This window comes from Amycolatopsis roodepoortensis, assembly GCF_024628825.1.
Classification (GTDB): Bacteria; Actinomycetota; Actinomycetes; order Mycobacteriales; family Pseudonocardiaceae; genus Amycolatopsis; species Amycolatopsis roodepoortensis.
Window position 1 is genome coordinate 1,987,649 of the sequence record NZ_CP102415.1, and the last position, 21,496, is coordinate 2,009,144.

Below are 21,496 nucleotides of genomic sequence, written 5' to 3' on the forward strand. Positions count from 1 at the left end.
ATCTTGGCGGACGCTTTGCAAGCCCACTAGTTACTTGAACCGTGCAGTTGGCCGAAGTAAAGTAATAGCCTTTTTTGAAGGCTTTCGGTCGCGATCGCACCGCCTGCGAACGTGATCATGGCGGCCAGCATCCACGTGAGTTGCCAAGCGGTGATCCCGCCGTTGGCACCGGCGACGACTTGAGCTCCGACCGAGCACGCGCCAAAGACGGCCACAGCGGCCTGGGTCCGTGTCGGCTTGGCGTTCACCCCGCGAGTTTTTCATACGTGCCTCTAACGGCACTCAGTGCATCCCCATGAGGACAGGTAGTGACTGATTCCCGCGTACCCCGCGACAACGCCCCCACCTCGCAGACCCCGCCGGAGCCCAACACGACCGCGCCCGGCACCACCCCGCCCGACACCGGGCAGGCCAGCACACCGGCCGAGACCGGTCAGGCCGCCGAAGTGGATTACAAGGCCCTGTTCGAGCAGGCTCAGGCCAAGCTGAGCAAGGCCGAGAAGGCCGCCAAGGACCACAAGGCGAAGGCGGCGAAGCTCGACGCGATCGAGGCCGAGCAGCAGACCGACGCGGAGAAAGCCGCCAAGCGCGCCGAGTCCGCCGAGAAACAGCTGACCGTGTTGCGGCGGCGGGCGGTGGACGCGGAGATCCGCGCCGCCGCATCCGGGTGGGCGGATCCGACCGACGCGCCCCGCTACCTCGACGACCGCGACCGCTACGTCAGCACCGACGGGGAGATCGACACCACCGCCATTGCGGCCGACCTCGCCGCGGTTCTCCTCGCCCGCCCGCATCTGGCCCGGACCGGCGAACCGGCCGGTACTCGCCGGCCTGCGCCCGACCCGTCGCAGGGCGCGCGGCAGTCCGGCCCGGCGGGCTACGACTCGCAGATCGCCGACGCGGAGAAGCGCGGCGACTGGGCCACCGCGATCACGCTGAAAAACCAGCGCCTCGCCGAACAGGCAGCTCAGAAGCGCTAGCCGCGCTTGTTCCCAGCCGCACCGGCGGCACACCACCCGTACACCCTTCAGGAGACCGTTATGCCTGGTGTGGCCGCGATTGCCAACACCTACAACGCACCGAACTTCGTGGGCGAACTGTTCGCCCTCACCCCGACCGACACCCCGTTCCTGTCCGCCATCGGTGGCCTGACCGGAGGCAAGCGCGCCAACGCCGTCGTGCACACCTGGCAGGTCTACGACCTGCGCGCCCCGGACGCCAACCGGCAGCGGGCCGAAGGCGCGGACGCGCCCAGCCCGGACACCCGCGTCCGGGGCACGGACCGCAACGTCCTGGAGATCCACCAGGAAACCATCGGCGTCACCTACACCCGCCAGGCCACGCAGCAGATGTTCGCCGCCACCGGCTCGGCGAACCCCAACGCCGCGTCGATCGGCGGCACCAACCCGGTCGTGAACGAAATGGACTGGCAGACCCGCCAGGCGCTGATCCAGATCGGGCGCGACGTCGAAGCCGGGTTCATCACCGGCACGTTCCAGGAGCCCACTGATAACTCCAAGGTCCGCAAGACGCGCGGGATCCTGGAGGCGACCAAGACGAACGTGATCACCAACGCCACGCCCGCGCCGCTGACGGAAGCGATGGTGCTGGACCTGCTGCAAAAGGTCTGGACGAGCGGCGGTATCCAGGTGTCGGAGACCGCGACCCTGATGTGCGGGGCGTGGCAGAAGCGGCAGCTGACGAACGAGTTCATCACGAAGAAGAACTACCGCGAACAGACCCGCAACGTCGCCGGTGTCTCCGTGACGACCATTGAAACGGACTTCGGCACGCTGAACGTGATGCTCAACCGCTACATGCCCGCCGATGCCGTCGAAGTGGTGTCCCTGGACCAGTGCGCGCCGGTGCTGCTCGAGACGCCCGGCAAGGGCTTCCTGTTCTCCGAACCCCTGGCCAAGACCGGCTCAGTGGACAAGGCCCAGATCTATGGGGAGATCGGACTGGAGTACGGGCCGGAGAACGCCCACGGCAAGATCACCGGCCTCACTGTGGCGGGTGCCTGATGAAGTTCACCAGCACGAAGTACCCGGCGCTGACCGTGCACGACCTCGAAGTGACTTTCGTCGACGGCGAGGCCGAGGTCACCGACAAGGCAACCGCCGACGCTCTCAAGAAACTGCCGCCCGAGATCGGCGTCCGGGCGGCCGGTGGACGTCCGCCGAAGGACGGCCCGGACAGTTGAGCAAGACCAGCCGGTGGTGGGAGGTGATCACCTCGTGTCCCTCCCGCCGCTGGCGACCGTCGCCGGCGTCCGCGCACGATCCGAAGCACCGCTGACCGTCGAACAGGAGGCCCGCGCCGCCGTGCTCCTGGAGGACGCATCCGCCTGGGTCCGCCACGAGATACCCGACCTGTCAGACCCGCCGCCGGACACCGCCCCCGGAATCGTCTGCACGGCCGTCCTGCGGGCGCTGGCGTCCCCGGCGGACGGCAACACCTCCGAAACCATAGGCGGGCATTCCCGGACCGCTGCCCACGCCGGGGGCGGCCTGTACTTCACCGAAGACGAACTAGACCTGCTGCGTCCACCGGTGCCTGCACCGCGCGCGGCGTTCACCATCTGGACTGTGTGAGGCGGTGAACCGCTCGTGCGTCTCCCGCATCGCTTGATCGTCATCACCCCCGTTCCGGTGCCGGACGAGTATGAGAACCCGGTTCCTCGGCTCACCTACGGCCCGGACGCGCCTCGGCGGACCGTGGCCGGATTCATGCAGCCAGGGAGTTCGACCGAACCGGCCGCGCCCGGCCGCCAGGCCGTGGTCACCGGCTGGCGGGCGTTCACCGCCGCACCGGTCACCGCACGGGAGCGAATCGAGTGGGATGGGCGGACGTTCGAGGTGTCCGGAGAACCGGCGCGGTGGTCACCGCGGTTTGGCTACGTCCACTACGAACTCACCCTGACCCACGTGGAGGGCTGACCGATGGCCCTGGAACGCATAACGATCGACTACGCCGCCGTCGCGGAACTCCTGCACTCCGCCGAGTTCGAGCAAGAGATCCGGGCCGTTGCTGAAAAGGTCGCCGAGATCGCCCGCGCGTCCGGGCACTTGGTGACCTCGGGCGAGCCGCTGCCGATCGACGTCTACTCCGACCCTGACACCGACCGCGTGGGCTGGTCGGTCGCCATCCGCCACCCTGCCGGACTCGGGATGGAAGCACGCTACGGGCTGCTCAAACGCTCGGCGGAAACCGCGGGCCTGTCGGTCGAGAGCGAACAGGACGACGGCACGTGACCGGTCGTGTGCCGGTGCCGGTCGACGTCGCCGGGCTGGTCGTGCGGCGCCTGCGCGGTCTGCTCGCCGGCCAGGGCCTCGCGGTCGCCGAACGCGTCCAGGTCTCGACCGAGACCGGCGCGGGCCCGGACGGCGGACCGCCGTCGCTGCCGTGGCTGCTCGTCGCCGATGACGGCCACACCTGGACCTGGCCCGCCGTGCAACGTGCCGTCATCCGGCTGACCGTCTGGCACCACAGCCCGCACACCTCGAAAGCCCTCGCCGGACTTGCGCTCGGCCTGCTCTGCGCACCCGGCCCGCCGGGCCTGATGATCCGAGCCGAACCGATCGCCGCGCCACTGGCCGGGATCGATCCACACACGGCCGCACCGCTGGCCACCTGCGCCGCCGCTGTCTTCGCGCGCACCCCCACCAATTGAGGTTTCCCCTACATGGCAATGAATTCCGCGCTCGTCCGTGTCCCCGGTACCGGTGAGGTGTCGCTCGCGCCAGCGGACACCCCCGAACCCGCCGACCCCATCGCACCACTCGCCGCCCCGTGGGTCGGGCTCGGGCTGTCCACCCCGGACGGCACCACCCTGGCCCGCAAAGTCGAAAAAGAGGGCACCGAGCACTGGCAGCAACTCACTCCCGCCCGCTACGTCTACAAATCCCAGGAACTCACCGTGGCGTCGGTGTTCCAGGAAACCAAGGGCGAAGTGCTCAGCGCGTACTTCGGTGGCATGAAGTTCGCCGCCGTCGGCACCAGTACCCCGAAGGTTTACCGGGCCGAGATCAGCTCCATCCCCAAAGGCGACGTCCGCGCGCTCTGCGTCGACTGGATCGACACCGTCTCCGATACCGAGGTCTACCACCACCGCCTGTACCTGCCGCGCGCCGAGGTGTCCGAAACCGAAGACGCTCAGTGGGGCCGCGCCCAGGAAGCGCGCTGGGGCATGAAGTTCTCCGCCCTGGCGCCACCGAAGGGAAAAACCTACATCGCCGTGTGGCTCACCGACGACCCCGCTGTGCTGTTCGGGGCACCTGCGGTGACCACTGGAGCGCTCGACGTGATCACCGAGGACCAGCCGCGCGTGAAGTGACGCTAAGCCAACTCGGCTAGTCAGTGTCCACACCGCAAGAACCGTTCCGAACACCTCACTAAAGGAGCACACCACCTGATGGCGACTCGACAGCGCGCGGAAGCAACCGGCAAGCCCGCCTCGCCCGGCACGGACCTGGCCGTGACCTGGCGCAGCAAGCGGTTCACCCTGCCCAGTCCGGACCGGTTCCCGCTCGAAGCCCTCGAAGCCGAGGAAGACGGCAAGCACCTGACCGCGCTGAAACTCATCCTCGGACCCGACCAGTACACCAAGTGGCGAGGTCTGGCCACCACAGCCGCAGACGCCGAAGACTTCTCGGCCGTGGTCATGAAGGAGCTGGGGCGGGGAAACCCCTAACGGTCGCCCTGCTCCTAGCTGACGAGGCGACCGCTGAAGCCCTCGAAACGGACCTGCTGCGGTACGGGGTCGATCTTCTCGACCTCTACCGCGGATTCCTGTCCTACCGGCGGGTGTGTGCGCTGGTGGCGCATCTGCCGGACGACGCGGCCGTCTGGCGAGTGCACGACCCGCACCGCGCAATGACCCGCGCCGAACTCGTCGTCGCCACAGTCGAACGACGGGTCACGGCCCTGTGGGCAACTGTGGCCGTGGCGCTTGGCCAGGAAGTCTCCGATGCCCAGTTGGCTGGACCGTTGGACACATGGACACATGTGTCCGACGCTCGTCCGAGTATGGACCGCGCGTTGGATGACGCAGAGCCGAAATCACTGCGAGAAATTGCGTTATGGATGCGCGGTGTTTGATCTGAGCCGGTGCAGCGAGCTATACCGGCACCTCCGGCGTATCGTCGGAACCGCTACCCTCCGACGGAACAAACCGTACCACCTGCGCCTCATTTTTATGGTCCTGCGGAGAAGTTTCTGTACGCCAGCCTTCAGGCCATATGTGCTTGCGGTCCAAGCGGGCGCGGGCCCCGCCGAATTGGATATCGCGATCGGCCACGCCGTCGAACCGGACATTCCCGGAGAACGTCACCCGGTCGAACTGGGCACCCTCGGAGAATGTCGCTTTATTGAACCAGGCACTCTCGGAAAAGGTCGCGTCGCCGAACAAGGCGTCCTTTGCAAAACTCGCCTTAGCGAAGAACGCTTCCTTGGTGAACGTTGCATCACTGAACCAGGCTTCTTCGGCGAAGGTCGCTTTACCGAATCTGACGTGCCTAGTGAACATCCCCTTCTCAAACGAGGCCGTCTTTGCGAAGGTTGCGCTACTGAACAAGGCGCCCTTGGTGAAAGTCACATTGTCGAAGAGGGCATCCCTGGTGAACGTCGCCTTATTGAACCCGGCGATTCCCGTGAATGTTGCCCTAGCGAAGAATGCATACCCGGTGAATACCGCTTCGGTGAACTGAGTGTTGCCGCAGAATGTGGCGTCTCGGAAGTCCGCGAATTCCATGTGGCAGTTTGCGAAGTCGGTTTCAATGAGCACGGCGTCGCGAAGGTCGAGGCTGATTTTCTCCCAGAACGCGTGGGGCGCGGCCTCTGCGTTTGGATCTGGCTCCTGCCGAAGATGACGCTGCAAGATCTGCTGTGCGGTGCGGCGCACATCCAGTTCCAGGCGTCGAGCCGCGATTTCATCATCAGACAGTTCTGAGGCAAGCGGTTCCGCTTGTGCAGGTTGCGCAGAGCTCTTGGCCGCCATGACAGGCTCGGCATCGTCTGCGAGAGCGGCGAGATCAGGTGGGGGCTGATAGGGGGCGCGCAGGTACGCGCAAATCCGGTCGACCACGGTTTGCCTTAAGAGCGGGTGCTGCTCGGCGAGCCGTTCCAGGTCGGTAAGTCCACCGATTCGGACAGCAGCCTTGTCGCTGCCGAGTTGCTCGCTGGCTTGCGAGGACAGAGTGTTGATATGGGTGGCTTCATCGTTGGCGAGCTGCCGGTGATGCTCCCGTTGGCTCAACCGTAGCCGTTCGACCGTGACAAAAGCAGCGAGGATCGCGAGCACGGCGGCGGAGCTTTTCCATCCAATGTCGAACGCGTCGCGATGATTGGTCGGCGTGTCACCCCACAGCAGCATGGTGATCACGGTCCCCACAGCGACGCTCACCGCCAGGGTCAGCCACACCCAAACCCACGCGAACTCGCGCAGCGAATACCCCTTCGTCCCACCACTCATCCTGCTATTCCAGCACAGCGCGCTATCGAGACGCGGGTAAGTCCGCCCTGACCGGTCTAAGTGTCTGGGTGGTGAACGCCCGTGACTTCGGTTGCTCACGCCTACCTCAAGATCATGCCGTCCCTCCAAGGGCTCGGGCGGCACCTGCGCGATCAGGTCCGTGAGGCCGAAGGGCAGGCCCCGAAAATCAGCCTGTCGGCCGAGGTGAAAACCGCGCTGCTGCGCGAACAGCTGCGCGTGGCCGCCCGCGAGGGCGATCAGACCGCGATCCGGCTGCTGGCCGAGCTGGAGGCCGAACCGGCCGAAACCCGGTTCGCCGCGCTGAAACGGCGTCTCGACAGTCAGAACATCACGCTCAAGGTCGTACTGGACAAGTCGGTCGGCGCGAGTATCCGCGGCCTGTCCGACGTGGACTCCCGGATGCGGTCGGCCACCGGTGCGATAGCGCTGCACTCGGGCGCGGTTGGCCTGGCCACCTTGAAGTACGGGGCGATGGCGGCCGGTGCCGGGCAGGCCGTGACCGCGTTGGGTGGTCTCGGGTCGGTCGCGGCCACCGCGTCGGGGTCGCTGCTGGCGGTGCCTGCTGCCGGTCTCGCGGCCGTGGCGGTCATGCAGACGCTCAAGCTCGGTGTGTCTGGGTTCTCCGATGCGCTGAAGCAGGAGGATCCGAAGAAGTACGCCGAGGCGATCAAGGACTTTCCGCCCGCGATGGCGGCGGCCGCGAACGCGGTCCGCGCGCTGCGCCCGGAGTTCATCGGGCTGCGGCAGGAGGTGCAGCAGCGGCTGTTCACCGGCCTGGCTTCGGAGATCACCGCGCTGTCGGGCACGTATCTGCCGTTGCTGCGGCACGGGTTGGGCGGGATCTCCGAGGGGCTGAACGCCGGCGCGCTCGGCTTCGCCGCGTTCGCCCGCGAAGGCCGCACGGTCGCTGACGTCGGCTCGATCCTGGGCAACACCTCGGAGACCATGCACGAGCTCTCACGAGCGGTGCAGCCGTTCCTGCAAGGGCTGCGCGATATCGCCGCCGTGGGCGCAGAGTTCCTGCCCGGCTTCGGCTCCGGCCTCGCTGACGGTGCGCAGAAGTTCGCCGACTTCATCGCGGCGGCACGCGAGTCCGGGCAGCTCCGCGACTGGCTCTCAGCGGGCCTGTCGGCCGTCGGTGACCTGGTCACGGTTTTGAAGAACCTGGGGCAGGTCGTGTTCGCGGTGTTCTCCGCTGCCAGCACAGGCGGCGGTGGGCTGCTCACGGTCCTGGTCGACGTCACGGGCCAGATGGCTGAGTTCGTGCGCTCCGCCGAGGGCGCGCGGGCTTTGGGACAGATCTTCGACGGCTTGCACGCGGTCACCTCCGGTTTGATGCCGGTTCTCGTCGCGCTCGGCCAGGCCATCGTCACCTCGATCGCTCCGGCGATCGCGCAGCTGGGGCCGATGATCGGGGCGGCGTTCGCCGCGCTGGCACCCGCGATGGCTCCGCTCGGCCAGGTCCTCGCCGCCCTGGCTCCCGTGCTGGGCACGGCGGCCCAGGCGTTGGCGGCGGTCCTGGTTCCGGCGGCTGCCGCGCTCGCGCCGATCGTCGGCGCGCTGGCCCCGGCCGTCGCGGAGCTGGTGGGGCAGCTCGGCGGCGCTCTCGGCGCGGCGGTCACCGAGCTGACTCCCGCCCTGGTGGAGCTCGCGCGGACGCTCGCGCCGCTGATCACGCAGTTCGGCGGGCTCCTGGTGCAGGCGCTGCGGCTCGCTGCCCCCGCGCTCGGGCAGTTGCTGACCGCGCTGTCGCCGATCATCGGGCAGCTCGGTGGCGCGCTGCTGCAAGCCCTCTCGGCCGTGCTGCCGGTGTTGTCCGCGCTGGGCGGGGTGTTCACCTCGGTGCTGCTGGCCGCGCTGAACGCGGTCATGCCGGTGCTTCCCGTTGTGGTGCAAGCGATTCAGCAACTCGCGGGTGTCGTGTCGACCGCGTTGCAGGCGGCTACGCCGGTGCTGTCGGAGGTAGGCGGTCTGCTCGGTCAGATCGCGGGCCAAATTCTCGCGGCGCTGCTGCCGGTGATCCCGCCGCTGGCGGAAGCGTTCCTCGGGATCGTGACGGCGCTGTTGCCGATCCTGCCGCCGCTGCTGCAACTGGTGTCCGGGCTGCTGCCGCCGTTGCTCGATTTGGTGACGTCGCTGCTGCCGGTGATCGTGCAGGCCGCAGGGCTGTTCACCCAGCTCGCCGTCGCGCTGACTCCGCTGATCACGCAGATCAGCCAGCTGTTGATGCCGATCATCCTGGAGCTATTTGGCCTGGTGAAGGGCAAGTTCTCCGCGATCGTGGAGATCATCTCCGGTGCGCTGACCGTGATCTCCGGCGTCATCTCCGTGGTGACCGGTTTGATCTCGGGCAACTGGGATCAGGCGTGGACCGGCGTGAAGAACATCGTCTCCGGCGCCTGGGGAATGATCAAAGGGATCGTCTCGCACAGCATCGGCGGCGTGCTCGATCTCGTCGCCAGCATTCCCGGCCGCATCCTCGGCGCGCTCGGGAACCTCGGCTCCCTGCTGTGGGAAGCCGGGCGGAACGTGATCCGCGGCTTGGTCGACGGCCTCACCTCCGGGTTCGGCTGGGTGAAAGACCGGCTCGGCGAACTCACCAACTGGATCACCTCGTGGAAGGGACCACCCGCACGGGACCGGGTCCTCCTCACCGGGAACGGCCGCTTGATCATGCGCGGTCTGCTGAGCGGGCTGGAAGACGGCGAACCGTCGATCCGGGACTACCTGACCGGCCTCACCAACACCCTACGAGTGGACACACCACCCGCTCCCGGCACCGCATCGGCGGTGAACGGCCAGATAGCTGCACCGGTCCGGCCGGTGTTCCAGCCGGGAACGTCCGCACTGGACGCCGCGTCCATCTCGGCCGCCGTGACGGCTGGGGTCCTGCTCGCGCTGGACGGCGCACGGCTCCACGTCGACGGGGCGGGGACTGCACGACTGGTGAACACGGTCAACGCAGCCAACGCCCGACGCTAACGAAAGGAACGGTGATTGCGGTGGACGAATCCGTGTTCTGGCTGGGGCCGCTCGGCGCGCTACGGGCACTGCCGTCACCGTCGCTGGGCGGAGCCCCGGAAATGGTGCAGGTCCGCACCGGCGGGCTGCACCGGTCGATCACGGGGCGCCCGACAATCGACCGGCTCGGGATCCGCCGCACCTGGGTCCTCTCATGGCCCTACCTTGACGAGGACACACACCGGTGGCTGTCGCTGCTGTACGCGGGCCTGCTCGGCGGACCGGTGTGGTTGCTGGACCCGACCGCCGGAAACCGGCTACCTGTCCAGGTGGCCACGGCCGGGAGCGTCGAGCATGGCCCAGAAGGTTTCGCCACCGCCGGAACCCTCACCTGGCAGGCCACCCCGCTCACCCCTCCCGAACACCCGGCACCTGCGGGATCCGGGGCTCTGACGTGGACCACGGCCGACACTGGCGGCGGTCTGCTGCTGACCCGGTCCGCCGTCCCGATCCTGCCGGGCGAGCCGGTGACGTTCGCCGCCAGCGTCGCCTCCACGGTCCCGGTGACGCTGACCGCGTTCGTGCTCAACGCGGCCGACGTCGTGATCACCACCATGTCGACGACACCGGCCACACCCACCAGCGACGGCGCCCGGATGAGGTTGACCGTGCCCGCGACCGGCGGTGCCGCGTCGGTACGCCCGGGTCTGCTGCTCGGGCAGGCCGCAATGGTGACCACCTCGGCGTGGTCGCTCACCAGCGGACCGGAGCCGGTGGGGTGGTCGGCCGGGGGCGGCGCCGCAATGGTGCTGATCGAGTCGATGCCATGGACGTACCCCGTTCCCGGATCGTTCGCGACCACGCTCACCCTGCTGGAGGTATAGATGACCCAACCCGACGAACTGGCGGCGGCGGTCGACGCCCCGCAACGCCAGCCCCGCGCCAAGGTTCGCGTGGACTGGGGCCGGAGCGGCGGGTTCGACCATCCGCTCTCGGATCTGTCCACTGTTGCCGAAAGCCTGGTCATCGAACGGCAGATCTCCGGGGATCTCCCGGACGAGTGCACCCTGATCGAGGGCTACACAACCGCGACCCTGGCTGCCACCCTCGCCGGCCAGCGCGCCGACGATTCCCGCGACATCGCCAGGGTGCTCACGCCGTACAGGCCGGATTCCCTGCTGCGCGACACCGACCTCGTCGACGCCCCGCTGACGTGTGACCTGGGGTTGCTCACCGCGTCGGGGCGGGAACTCGTCCGCCAGTTCACCGGCTCCACCCGCACGCTGACGCTGTCGGCGACCGGCCGGTCGGTGGAGCTAGCCGCGCTGGATCCAGCCGAAACGCTCCGGGCATCGGTGACGCTGCCACCGGTCGCGCAAGAGGAGGAGCAGCACTACAACACCACCGAGTGGCCGTTCCAATGGCGCATCAACACCCAATGGGTCATCGACTACGTGTTGCGGCGCAACGGCATTTTCGCCTCCCCACCACCCCGGCCCGACTGCATGTTCGCGATGACCTGTCACGGCGGCCTGATCGCCGACGTCGGCTTCAACTCCGACTTCGGCTACGGCGAAAAGCTCGACGCGAGCGTGCCCGCGTTCGTCCCCGGTCCCTACGGGATGCTCGCGGCGAACGGGACGGCGAAACTGTCCGCGAACATGAACGCCAACGCGGCGCTGGAGTTCTATCCCAGCTGGCCGGGCCGGGGGCACCTGTTCGAATTCCACTGCAAAGCCGGTGCCAGCAACACCTTCGCGCCGAACATGAACGGCGACATCCTCAGCATGAGCACCGGCGTCCGGGGCATTTCCGGTGGGACGTTCGCTGTCGGCGTGACCACCGGCGGGCGAGTCGTGCTGAAGGTCCACTCGAACCGGTCCCTGGTCACCACGATCAACGGCCCCACTTTCGCCGGTGAGGCCGCGTGGCATCGGGTCGGCCTCTGGTTCCGCTACACCTCGTCGCCCAAGTACACGATCGAGACCTGCTGGATGGTCGACGGCACGATCACGCCCATCGCGACCGAGACCGTGCCCCTGATCTCCGAGGAAAGCAGCAGCGGCGGAACCCGGGTCTTCGCCTGCACGCCGGTCCCGGTGAGCTGCCTGCAAATCAGCATCGCGGCCGCGCCACCCGCGGACTGGGGCGCACCGCACACGCCGCAAGCGGAAATCGACACCGGCCTGAACTGGATGACCGGTCTGCCCGACATCGTCAACGCCGACTCCTTCGACGTCCTCAAACAAGCAGCGGCAGCGGAGTTCGGGGTGATCAGCTACAGCGAGAACGGGCGGTTCCGGTTCCTTAACCGCGACACCGTGCACGCCCTGGCCGCGCGACCGGCTACCGCGACCCTCTCCGCTGCCGGGGCGCTCACGGAACTGTCGCTCTCGACCTCGCTGGACTCGATCCGCAACGAGATCAGCCTCACCGCCGTACCCCGGCTGAAATCCATGAAAGACGTCAACGTCTACGAACCCGCGACCGCCGACGAACTCGAAGCCCCCATGGGCACCAGCCGACCGATCGTCACCTTCCAAACCAGGTCCACGTTCCTCGGCAACCTTCTGTCGGTGTACCCCCTCAGCACCTACACGAACGAAGGCTACAAACATTTCTCCGCGTGCCGCCCGATACGCCGGGACACCGGAGCCGAGGTCACCACCGGCATCACGGTGCGAGCGATGCCCGTCAGCCAGGACCGCGTCAAGCTGGAAATCCAGAACACCAACAGCTTCGCGCTGCGGTTCGCCCTCGACGACCGCCGCACGCCAGCCTTGCGGCTCGTCGGTAATCCCGTGATCAACGGCCGCCCCATAGCCCACGTCGCCACCCATGACGCTTCCATCGCCCGCTATGGCCGACGTGTCCTCGCCCTGCCGGACAACCCGTTCCGGCAAACCCTCGACTCCATGCAGGCCATCACCACGTCCCTGCTGGCCGACCTCGCCCAGCCCACCACCGTCCTTCGAGACATTGCCGTCGTCGGAGACCCTCGCCGACGACTCCTCGACACACTCCACATCCATGACCCCGACGGGCTCGGCGGCCCTATCGCCGCTGTCGTCATCGGCAGCCGCCGCACCCTCAGCACCACCGACGGCCTCGCCGACACCCTCACCCTCCGGGTCCGCCGCTGAACCCTGGAGCCGCCTGTGACGCCTGACTGGCTCACCGCGCTGGCCGCGACCCTCGGCCCCGCCACCGGTGCCCTCACCGGCCTGCTCGCGGCTCGCCGCGCGATCCGCACCGCTCGTACCTCGGCCGATCACCAGGCGCTGGCCGAGCTGCACGCCGGATATCAGGCGCTGCTGAAAGACCGCGCCACGCACACCCGTGACGTCCTGGCCGAACTCACGGCCGTGAAAACCGAACTGTCCGCCGTGCGCCAGGAGAACGCGCGGCTGCTGCTCGAAGTCGGCGCCCTGCGCGCCCAGATGAACCGCCCACCCGAAGGACCACCAACCCCTTGACCGACTACGGCATCGACGTGTCGCACTGGAACCCGGTCCACGACTGGAACGCCGTGCGAGGCAACGGAATCACCTACTGCTCGTTCAAACTCACCGAAGGAACCGGCTACACCGACCGCACCAGCGGCCCCCGCGTCCCCGCCGCCCGCCTCGCCGGCGTCGTCCCCGGCGGCTACCACTTCGCCCGCCCCGGCAACCCGGACGCCCAGGCCGATCACTTCGCCCACCACCTGCGCCAGAACAACCTGCACACCAGCGGATCCCTGGCGCCGATGCTCGACATGGAAGCCGCCGAACTGCGTGGCACCGCCAACGCCTTCATTCCGCGGTTCATCGCACGCCTGCGCGCCGCGACCGGCGTCCGCAAGGTGCTGGTGTACGCGAACCTGGACTGGTTCACCCGAGTCCTCGACCCCGCCCGGTGGGCTGATGACGGCGTGTTGCTGTGGATCGCCCGCTACAACGGCAACCCCGGAAACCCCGGCTGGACCCACCCGAAACTCGCGCTGCACCAGCACACCCAGACCGGGACCGTTCCCGGCATCGGCGGCCACGTCGACCGCAACGCCACCATCGGGCAGTTCACGCTCTCCGATCTCGTCACCGGCGGCAGCGGCCCTGCGCCGCAGCCGGTTCCTCCGACACCGACGCCACCGGCCGACACCGAGGTCTACACCGTCCGCTCCGGCGACACCCTCTCCGGCATCGCCGCGAAGTTCGGCACCACCGTCGCCGCGCTGGCCGCGCTCAACGGAATCTCCGACCCGAACCGCATCTACGCCGGGCAGAAGATCCGAATCCGCGGCGCCACTTCCAGCGGCCAGCGATACCAAATCCGGTCCGGTGACACCCTCTCCGGCATCGCCGCGAAGTTCGGGACCACCGTCACCGCTCTCGTCTCGCGGAACAACATCTCGAACCCGAACCGCATCTACGCGGGCCAATGGCTCACGATCCCGTGACCGGCAACGGCGGCTGGCTGCTCCTGCTCGTCCTGTTCGTCTGGCTGGCCTGGAAAACCGCCCGCGCGTTCGTCCGCGCCTACGACTACCTCGATTCCGTCCCACCCCGCACACCCAAGGAGTAAACACACGTGTCTCGTTACCCCCTGCGCATCGCCGGATCCATCGTCGGCGCGCTCACCGCGATCGTGTCCGGCCTCGTCGGATCCGGACTGATCACCACCGACCAGGGCAACGCCACCACCGGTGTCATCACCGGCCTGGTGACCCTGCTGGCCGCCTTCGGCGTCGTCATCTCCACCGAAAGGAAGGTCACCCCGCTGGTAGACCCCCGCACCCGCCAGGGGGCACCGCTTGTGCCCGCTGAGACCGCCGGAGACACCCCGTACCGGGCCGCCGAGGGCTGGGAGACCGGCCGTGGCTGACACCCGCTCCGGCACGGCGATCACCGATCCGGCCTCCGTGCTCACACCCGCCGTTCTCCAGGCCGCACGGGACGCGGCGGCCACCGCACCGCCGTTCACCACGGCTCAGCGTGACCGGCTCTCCTGCATCTTCGGCCCGACCGTGCGCCGGGTCCACCTGAACAAGGCAGTCGGCTGACAGCACGTGGCCCCGGCATCCTCACAGGATGCCGGGGCCACGCTCTATTCGTCTCAGCTGACCTCGGCCAGCACTTCGTCGTCGAACGAGTCGTCCACGCCCGGTATAGCTACCGGGGCGCCCAGCCAGGTCAGCATGATGTCGTCCGGGTTGAACGGTGCGCGCCCGCCCTTGGTGGGCAGCAGGCGGGGAGTGACCACCGCCCGCAATACCTCCCGCTGTTGCGACAGCGACAGCCCCGCCCACACTGTCCTGGCGTCCGCGCCGAGCAGGTCCGCGACCACCGGCGACACTCCAATCTGGCGCACGCGTTCCTCGGCCGCCTCGATCTGCGGCACCAGCTTCGCCTCGATGCGGGACAGACGTTCCGGTCCGATTCCGCCGTTGGCGGCCGAGTCGGTGAACCCGTCCAGCCGTGCACGCAGCTCCCGCGCGGTCGCTACGGCCTTCGTCAGCTCGTCGGCCTGGTCCTCGTAGCGGAACAGCTCCCGCGCGTCCTCGGACTCCAGCCGGGACAGCACCGCCTCCACCACGTAGGCGTCCGTGCGTTCCATGTCCCGCATGAGATGCCCATGGGGGCAGCGGTAGCCGGGCCGCGCCCGTTTCAGCGGGGTGGAGCGAGTCGGGGTCTCGCAGATCCCGCACAACAGGATCCCGGTCTGCAAGTACTTGACCCGCGTTCCGTCGCGCACCGTACTGCGGCTCGGATCGCCCAGGCGGGCCACGATCAGCGCGCGTTTCCGATCGCTGATGATCGGCTGCCAGACTCCCTTGCCGATGATCTGTTTGCGGAACACCCGCAACCCGGCGATCACAGGGCTGAGCGCGATGTTGCGGACCTTGGACACATTCCACTCCCCGGGCAGCGGGTGATCCCACTGCTCCCGATTCATCTGCTGCGCGACCTGAGACGGCGTGTCCTTCCGCGCCCGCACCAGCGCCTCATACGCTGCCTCCTGCTGCGCGGTGGAAAGCGAGTCAATGAGTTTCGCCCAGCCGTGCGGGTCCTTCGACAGGTGTTGCAGCTTCTTCACGTGGTCTGCCCGCCACACGTGACCGCGAGCGCACGGAACACCCGCCTCGATCAGCTCCCGCACCAGCACCGACGCGTTCGGTTCCTCGATCAACCGGTCCACGATCGCCTCCGCGAACGGCGCCGTCTCCGGATCCACCTCACGGTGCGCCTCGCCTGTCCGCTGGTCATAGACGATCCGGTACCCGTAGCCCAGCGGGCCAGCCCACAGCCCTTCCATTGCGCGAGCCTCGACACCCCGGCGGGTCCGCTTGCGGATCTTCTCCGACTCCCGCTCCGCGTCGACGGCGTCCTCGGCGGTGTCGATCCGGTCGTCCGGATCGTTCATGTCATAGATCCGGTCGTCGTAAGCCCAGTAGCCCCCGACCTTTTCCAGAATGTCGCGCAGCTTGGCGAACACCGACAGGTTCCGCTGAGCCCGGGAGTTCTCCCACGTCCACAGCGTGTTTGCCTGCCCGGTCGACAACAGCCGCAACGCCTCGTTGTAGTCCTGGCGTTCCTCGGTCGCATACCGCGACCCCGACAGGTTGTTGTCCACCAGGACCGCGACCACGGCGATGCCGTGTTGGGAGCAGAACTTGCGGCCCGTCGCGATCTGCGAGGCCACCGAGACCTTCCGACCCTTGACCGCGTTCGACGCCCTCGCGTAAATGACCGCGCGCAGCTGCGGGTACTCCCCAGAGTCGATTACCTCGGACAGACGGCGACCCGACAGACGGCGAGTCAAAGCTTTCGTCATGAACAAACCCCCAGCAAGCTCGCTGGGCGGCGGTCGCCATTGGACCCCATTTTGTGCACGCCGAGTCTAGCCGACACAGCACGCAACACCAGGGCAGGGACATGATCAGTGGCGGAGTGCTGGACCCACGTTCCCGCAGGTCCAGCACCCTTTCCAGCTTGGGTTCCAGTCATAAGTTTGGGAACCTAAGTTGAAAAGCAGCCAAGGAGGCCTTCACGGATAGCCGCAACGCTCACGAAGCGGCCGAAGGAGGCTTCGTGAGCCATTCGCGAGCCCCTCAGAGCGTCCGTACGCCCCCGAAGGTCACTTGGCGGCCATCTGGACTAGACCAGCTCCCACCTGCGCGGAGCCGGTCGCTCAGAGGTCTGGACCACCCCGTTCGTGCTAACCCGGCTGTCACCGTCAGCAACAAGATCGAATCCGCCCGCGAGCACCCCGATACGCTTCCGGAGCGTCACCGTGATTGTCACCGAGCGAAGCGATCATGACGCTCCGCGAAGTTGATCAAGCCCCATGCCGGAGCCGCTTTCCGGCTCCCGCCGCACCGTCCGCCGAGGCTCCCGGGCAGCGGCACCGGCAGGTGCACGCCCCATCTGCACAGTCGGTCGCGCCCCGGTAACTCAAGTCCATCGCGTTCTTTCGGCGATGTGTTAGCCACCGGCTGTGTACTAGCCCGATCGTGTTACTACGAACTCCCTGAGTGACCACTGGTTTGAGATAGATACCCATTCGATCCCCCCGCGAAGGCCTCAGGGCGGCTACAGTGCCATCGACGACACCACTTTCGGTCTAAAGCTGGCGCGGCTAAACGGCCGAAAGTCCCGGTGCCGGTCGGGGGGCACGACCGACTCCAGGGAGGTAGTGACGTGGCTACCGTCGGCATTTCTCAGGCCGTCCGATCCACGCCAGCCGGTTCATTGCCGGCGAGCATGGTTCCGCACCCGCGGGAAGAGCTTTTTTCCGTGTTGGTGGTCGATGACCACCCGCTGTTGAGGGAGGCAATCTCAGCAAGACTCGCACAGATGGGTGCGGGCACCGTCCACGAGGCCGCCACGGTGGCCGAGGCGAGGGCGCGAGCACAGGCCACCGGGCCTTGTGACCTGGCGATCCTCGATCTCGGACTGCCGGATGGCAGCGGCATCGAGCTGGTTACGGAACTCCGTAGCCACGGCTGGCCTCGAGTAGTGGTGCTCGCTTCATCAGACGACCCGTACGCGGTCAGGTCGGCGTTCCAGGCCGGCGCCCAGGCATACCTGCTCAAGTCGGCTTCGCCGGTCGTAGTGACCGACGGCGTCCGCAGGGTGCTCGAGGGCGGCGTCTACGCGGACCCGAGCGTCGCACCGGTCCTGGCCACCGGCACCCGGGTCGCGGGCACCGACAACACCCCGCGCGAGCTTTCGGCGCGCGAGGTCGAGGTGCTGCAGCTCGTGGCCGACGGCCAGAGCAACAAGGAGATCGGCGAGGAACTCAGCCTCTCCGCTCTCACGGTGAAGTCTCACCTCTCCCGCATCGGGCGCAAGCTCGGCACGGGTGACCGGGCTCAGATGGTGGCGCTGGCCATGCGTGCCGGCGTGATCCGCTGACAAAGGCGAACAGCCCTGCGGGGCGGGCGGACCAGGCGCGGCCCGCTCGTCCCGTAGGGTCTTCACCTATGGAAGGCGACCGACCCGGAGAACCGCAGACGGACCCGAAGACCGGCACCGACGACACCGGTGGACCGGTCCTGCTGCGCGAGCCCGCCGAGGGCACTCCACCGGTGATCGCCGACGCGACCGCCCTCGCCGAAGCCTGCGCGAAGATCGCGGGCGGCAGCGGGGCCATCGCCGTGGACACCGAACGCGCGTCCGGCTACCGATACTGGCCGAAGGCCTATCTCGTGCAGCTGCGCCGCGAAGGTGCCGGCTCCTTCCTCATCGACCCCATTCCGCTCGAAGGGCAGCTCGAACCCCTCGCGGAAGTGCTCAACGACGCCGAATGGGTGCTGCACGCGGCCTCTCAGGACCTGCCGTGCCTCGCCGAACTCGATCTGCGTCCGAAGAGCCTCTTCGACACCGAACTCGCCGGACGGCTCGCGGGGTACGAACGCGTCGCCCTCGGCACCCTCGTCGAGCTGCTTCTCGGCTACCAGCTGGAGAAGGGCCACAGCGCCGCCGACTGGTCGAAGCGCCCGCTTCCCGTCGACTGGCTGAACTACGCCGCCCTCGACGTCGAGCTGCTCATCGAGCTGCGCGAGAAACTCGAAGCAGACCTGGCCGCCCAGGGCAAGCTCGAATGGGCCCAGCAGGAGTTCGAGGCCGTCCGCACCGCGCCGCCGCCCGCACCGCGGGCCGAGCCGTGGCGCCGGACGTCCGGCGTGCACAAGATCCGCAGCGCCCGTGGCCTCGCCGCGGTGCGCGAACTGTGGCAGGCGCGCGACGAGCTCGCCCGCAAACGCGATCGCGCGCCGAGCCGGATCCTGCCCGACAGCGCGATCATCAACGCCGTCACCGCGGACCCGAAGACCGTCGAGCAGCTGCAGGCGCTGCCGGTGTTCAGCGGCCGGGTCCAGCGCAAGTACACCGCGAGCTGGCTGCGGCATCTGCAGGCCGCCCGCGCGCTCCCCGCCGACGAACTGCCGACCCCCGCGCAACAGACCGACGGACCGCCGCCGGTGAACCGGTGGTCGGACAAGGATCCCGACGCCGCCGCCCGGCTTTCGGCCGCCCGCGCGGCGCTGTCCGCGATCGCGGAGGACCGGCGGCTGCCGGTGGAGAACCTGCTGCTGCCGGAGCTGGTGCGCCGCACCTGCTGGCGTCCCCCCGCGGATCTGAGCGAGGACTCGGTCGCCCAGGTCCTGCGCGACGGTGGCGCCCGGCCTTGGCAGGTCGAGCTGACGGTGGCCGTGCTGAGCAAGGCACTGCACGCCACCGCCGCCTGACCCGGCTTTCAGCCCTCCAGTAACGCCCGCGCCGCCCTGTGCAGCGCGGCGTCCGGTTCCCCGAGACCGGCGAGCCTCAGCACGCCGTCGGCCCCTTCGACGGCGTGCGCCTCGACGTCCAGGTCCGGCTGGTCCCGCCGGACGATCGCGATGCTCTCGACGAGCCCGAACACGAGGTCGGTCCGGATGCCGCGAAGGTCTGCGGGGACCCGGGCCGCCGCGACGAGCGAGCCGTAGACGCGTTTGAGCTCCGCCCGCTCGGCCCGGAATCGCGCCAGCCGCGGCGACGAGATCTCCGGCAGCAGGTACAGGGCGCCGAGGTTGTGCCGCGCGCTGCCGAGCAGGTTGATGTCCGCGTAGGCCAGCGCCCACAGCCGTGTGCCGACCGGCGCGAGCTTGGCCGACAGCCCGCCCGCGACGTCCAGTGACGGCCGGACGGTGTCCTCCAGCAGCGCCGCGAGAATGTCCTCTTTGGACGGAAAGTGGTAGTAGAGCGACGCCTGGCGCAGCCCGGCGCGTTCGGCGATGGCCCGGGTGGTCGTCGCCGCGTACCCGGCACCGGTGAACAGCTCCCCCGCCGCGTCCAAGACGGCGAGCCGCGCCTCCTGTTTGCTCGCGGCGGCGCCGCTGGCTCTCGGCCTGCCCACCCCGGTCGTTTTCGTCATCTATCCGATCCTGCCATTTCTCCGCGAAGATCTTTGTTACGTCCGGCGGTCGGCCAAGGTTACCGAATCCGGTATCTGTTAACACCGCGCTTACCCGGCGGAGATCGGAAGGATCCCGCACGCGCTTAATTTCGGTCAGCCGATCGAAATCCGGCCCTTGAGACAGGAGCCTCCGCAATGCCCTCCGAGGACCTTTCCGCCTTCGGGTACCGCCAAGAACTTCGCCGTACACTGGGCGGTTTCTCCGCCTTCGCCGCCGGTTTCTCCTTCGTTTCCATCCTTACGACGGTGTTCCAGCTGTTCGCCTTCGGCTATTCCTTCGGCGACACGCTCTTCTTCTGGACATGGCCGCTGGTGATCGCCGGGCAATTGCTCGTCGCGCTCAACTTCGCCGAACTCGCCGCCCGATTTCCGCTGGCCGGATCGGTTTACCAGTGGGCGAAACACCTCTCCCCCGGATTCGCGGGGTGGCTGGCCGGCTGGATGATGCTGGTGGGCTGCGTCGTGGCCCTCGCCGGCGCCGCGATCGCGCTGCAGGTCGTCCTCCCGTCGGTCTGGAGCGGGTTCCAGCTCGTCGGCGGGGATCCGGCGATCACCTCCCCGACCGGCGCCAGCAACGCGGTCCTGCTCGGCACCCTGCTGATCGTCCTCACCACCGCGATCAACGCGGGCGGCGTGCGGCTCATGGCGCGGATCAACGACATCGGGGTCGGGGCCGAACTCGTCGGGGTCCTGGTGCTGATCGTCGGTCTCGCGCTGTTCGCCGTCCGCGGCCCGCAGGTCGTGCTCCAGCCCGCCGGTGAAAGCCCGGGAGCCGGTGGCGTTCTCGCTTCGGCGCTGATGGCGGCCTACGTTCTGTACGGCTTCGACACCGCAGCCTCCGTCGCCGAAGAGACCAAGGACGCGCGCCGCATCGCCCCGCGTGCCGTGCTTCGCGCACTGCTGATCTCGGGGGTCGGCGGTCTCGCCGTCGTCATCACCGCGCTGATGGCGGCACCGAGCCTGACCGACGGGCAACTCGCCGGGAAGGGCCTGCCGTACGTGATCACGGCCGTCTTCGGCGACACCCTCGGCCGGGTCTTCCTCGCCGACGTCGCGATCGCGGTCGTCGTCTGCACCCTGACCATCCAGACCGGCACCGTCCGCCTGATCTACTCGATGGCCCGCGACGGCGCGCTCCCTGGCGCCAAACGCCTTTCCGCGGTCAACGCCCGCACCGGTACGCCGATCGCGCCAGCGGTCCTTTCCGGGCTGCTCGCCATCGGGCTTCTGCTGCTGAATCTGGGGAATCCGACCATCTTCAGCACCATCACCGGCACCTCGGTGGTCGTGGTCTACCTCGCCTATCTCCTGGTGACCGGACCGCTGCTGATCCGGCGCCGTCAAGGCCGGTTCAGCGCCGAACCCGGCCATTTCTCGCTGGGACGATGGGCTATTCCGGTCAACATCGCGGCAGTAGGGTACGGCGCGATGATGATCGTCAACATCGCTTGGCCACGAGCCGAGATCTACGACCTGGCGGGCACCGGTTCCGTCTGGGTCCGGTTGTTCCCGATCGAGTTCGTCGGCGCCGCGCTGCTCACCGGCTACCTCTGCTGGCGCCGCCGCTCCGCGCTCACCACGGTTCCCGTCCCCGCGACCTGAAGG

24 protein-coding genes are annotated in these 21,496 nt (G+C 68.1%); 20 read left to right on the forward strand and 4 right to left on the reverse strand.

The features are described from left to right. Positions 1 to 26 precede the first annotated feature (26 nt). The gene (locus NQK81_RS09095) at positions 27 to 248 is read right to left on the reverse strand and encodes a hypothetical protein (protein WP_257487842.1); all 222 of its coding nucleotides are present in this window, start codon (positions 246 to 248) and stop codon (positions 27 to 29) included. A 60-nt stretch (positions 249 to 308) separates the two neighbouring features. Here NQK81_RS09095 and NQK81_RS09100 point away from each other — a divergent pair, with 60 nt between their 5' ends. From NQK81_RS09100 to NQK81_RS09140, 9 genes are all read left to right on the forward strand, one after another. Continuing rightward, the gene (locus tag NQK81_RS09100) at positions 309 to 980 is read left to right on the forward strand and encodes a hypothetical protein (RefSeq protein WP_257487843.1); all 672 of its coding nucleotides are present in this window, start codon (positions 309 to 311) and stop codon (positions 978 to 980) included. Between the two features lie 60 nt (positions 981 to 1,040). Continuing rightward, positions 1,041 to 2,024, forward strand: coding sequence for an SU10 major capsid protein (locus tag NQK81_RS09105; protein WP_257487844.1), 984 nt, complete (start codon positions 1,041 to 1,043; stop codon positions 2,022 to 2,024). Beyond that, positions 2,024 to 2,203: a hypothetical protein gene (locus NQK81_RS09110; RefSeq protein ID WP_257487845.1), complete on the forward strand. Its 180-nt coding sequence runs from the start codon at positions 2,024 to 2,026 to the stop codon at positions 2,201 to 2,203. Before NQK81_RS09105 ends, NQK81_RS09110 begins: the two co-directional genes overlap by 1 nt. A 34-nt stretch (positions 2,204 to 2,237) precedes the next feature. Beyond that, positions 2,238 to 2,594, forward strand: a complete 357-nt coding sequence (locus NQK81_RS09115) for a phage Gp19/Gp15/Gp42 family protein (protein WP_257487846.1) — start codon at positions 2,238 to 2,240, stop codon at positions 2,592 to 2,594. A gap of 57 nt (positions 2,595 to 2,651) precedes the next feature. Then, positions 2,652 to 2,939, forward strand: a complete 288-nt coding sequence (locus tag NQK81_RS09120; protein ID WP_257487847.1) for a hypothetical protein — start codon at positions 2,652 to 2,654, stop codon at positions 2,937 to 2,939. Positions 2,940 to 2,942: 3 nt separating this feature from the next. Next, complete coding sequence (locus NQK81_RS09125) at positions 2,943 to 3,254, forward strand: hypothetical protein (RefSeq protein ID WP_257487848.1); 312 nt, start codon at positions 2,943 to 2,945, stop codon at positions 3,252 to 3,254. Further along, positions 3,251 to 3,673, forward strand: coding sequence for a hypothetical protein (locus NQK81_RS09130; protein WP_257487849.1), 423 nt, complete (start codon positions 3,251 to 3,253; stop codon positions 3,671 to 3,673). The genes NQK81_RS09125 and NQK81_RS09130 overlap by 4 nt, the downstream gene beginning before the upstream one ends. A gap of 12 nt (positions 3,674 to 3,685) precedes the next feature. After that, on the forward strand, positions 3,686 to 4,336 hold the full coding sequence (locus NQK81_RS09135; RefSeq protein ID WP_257487850.1) for a phage tail tube protein: 651 nt from the start codon (positions 3,686 to 3,688) through the stop codon (positions 4,334 to 4,336). A gap of 78 nt (positions 4,337 to 4,414) precedes the next feature. Next, positions 4,415 to 4,693, forward strand: a complete 279-nt coding sequence (locus NQK81_RS09140) for a hypothetical protein (RefSeq protein ID WP_257487851.1) — start codon at positions 4,415 to 4,417, stop codon at positions 4,691 to 4,693. Between the two features lie 426 nt (positions 4,694 to 5,119). Here NQK81_RS09140 and NQK81_RS09145 read toward each other — a convergent pair whose 3' ends face one another. Further along, positions 5,120 to 6,472, reverse strand: coding sequence for a pentapeptide repeat-containing protein (locus NQK81_RS09145; protein WP_257487852.1), 1,353 nt, complete (start codon positions 6,470 to 6,472; stop codon positions 5,120 to 5,122). Between the two features lie 81 nt (positions 6,473 to 6,553). Between NQK81_RS09145 and NQK81_RS09150 the strand changes: the two genes are divergently transcribed. The 8 genes from NQK81_RS09150 to NQK81_RS09185 are packed head-to-tail and all read left to right on the forward strand — an operon-like array spanning position 6,554 to position 14,495. Then, on the forward strand, positions 6,554 to 9,475 hold the full coding sequence (locus NQK81_RS09150) for a phage tail family protein (RefSeq protein ID WP_257487853.1): 2,922 nt from the start codon (positions 6,554 to 6,556) through the stop codon (positions 9,473 to 9,475). Positions 9,476 to 9,495: 20 nt separating this feature from the next. Beyond that, positions 9,496 to 10,338, forward strand: coding sequence for a hypothetical protein (locus NQK81_RS09155; protein WP_257487854.1), 843 nt, complete (start codon positions 9,496 to 9,498; stop codon positions 10,336 to 10,338). Continuing rightward, complete coding sequence (locus tag NQK81_RS09160; protein WP_257487855.1) at positions 10,339 to 12,597, forward strand: hypothetical protein; 2,259 nt, start codon at positions 10,339 to 10,341, stop codon at positions 12,595 to 12,597. 15 nt (positions 12,598 to 12,612) lie between these two features. Next, positions 12,613 to 12,930, forward strand: a complete 318-nt coding sequence (locus tag NQK81_RS09165; RefSeq protein ID WP_257487856.1) for a hypothetical protein — start codon at positions 12,613 to 12,615, stop codon at positions 12,928 to 12,930. After that, positions 12,927 to 13,892: a LysM peptidoglycan-binding domain-containing protein gene (locus NQK81_RS09170; protein WP_257487857.1), complete on the forward strand. Its 966-nt coding sequence runs from the start codon at positions 12,927 to 12,929 to the stop codon at positions 13,890 to 13,892. Before NQK81_RS09165 ends, NQK81_RS09170 begins: the two co-directional genes overlap by 4 nt. Continuing rightward, positions 13,874 to 14,017, forward strand: a complete 144-nt coding sequence (locus NQK81_RS09175; protein WP_257487858.1) for a hypothetical protein — start codon at positions 13,874 to 13,876, stop codon at positions 14,015 to 14,017. The genes NQK81_RS09170 and NQK81_RS09175 overlap by 19 nt, the downstream gene beginning before the upstream one ends. Before the next feature lie 6 nt (positions 14,018 to 14,023). Beyond that, the gene (locus NQK81_RS09180; RefSeq protein WP_257487859.1) at positions 14,024 to 14,317 is read left to right on the forward strand and encodes a hypothetical protein; all 294 of its coding nucleotides are present in this window, start codon (positions 14,024 to 14,026) and stop codon (positions 14,315 to 14,317) included. Further along, positions 14,310 to 14,495: a hypothetical protein gene (locus tag NQK81_RS09185; RefSeq protein WP_257487860.1), complete on the forward strand. Its 186-nt coding sequence runs from the start codon at positions 14,310 to 14,312 to the stop codon at positions 14,493 to 14,495. Before NQK81_RS09180 ends, NQK81_RS09185 begins: the two co-directional genes overlap by 8 nt. A 53-nt stretch (positions 14,496 to 14,548) precedes the next feature. On the opposite strand, the gene NQK81_RS09190 is transcribed toward NQK81_RS09185, so the two are convergent. Continuing rightward, a complete protein-coding gene (locus NQK81_RS09190) occupies positions 14,549 to 16,267 on the reverse strand; it encodes a recombinase family protein (RefSeq protein ID WP_257487861.1) in 1,719 nt (572 codons plus the stop codon). An 866-nt stretch (positions 16,268 to 17,133) separates the two neighbouring features. Between NQK81_RS09190 and NQK81_RS09195 the strand changes: the two genes are divergently transcribed. Continuing rightward, positions 17,134 to 17,850: a response regulator transcription factor gene (locus tag NQK81_RS09195; RefSeq protein ID WP_034318331.1), complete on the forward strand. Its 717-nt coding sequence runs from the start codon at positions 17,134 to 17,136 to the stop codon at positions 17,848 to 17,850. 68 nt (positions 17,851 to 17,918) lie between these two features. Continuing rightward, entirely contained in the window at positions 17,919 to 19,184 is a 1,266-nt protein-coding gene (locus tag NQK81_RS09200; protein ID WP_126731577.1) for a ribonuclease D, read from the forward strand. An 8-nt stretch (positions 19,185 to 19,192) separates the two neighbouring features. On the opposite strand, the gene NQK81_RS09205 is transcribed toward NQK81_RS09200, so the two are convergent. Next, entirely contained in the window at positions 19,193 to 19,849 is a 657-nt protein-coding gene (locus tag NQK81_RS09205; protein ID WP_257487862.1) for a TetR/AcrR family transcriptional regulator, read from the reverse strand. Positions 19,850 to 20,026: 177 nt separating this feature from the next. On the opposite strand from NQK81_RS09205, the gene NQK81_RS09210 reads away from it, so the two are divergent. After that, positions 20,027 to 21,493, forward strand: a complete 1,467-nt coding sequence (locus NQK81_RS09210) for an amino acid permease (protein ID WP_257487864.1) — start codon at positions 20,027 to 20,029, stop codon at positions 21,491 to 21,493. Positions 21,494 to 21,496: the final 3 nt, after the last annotated feature.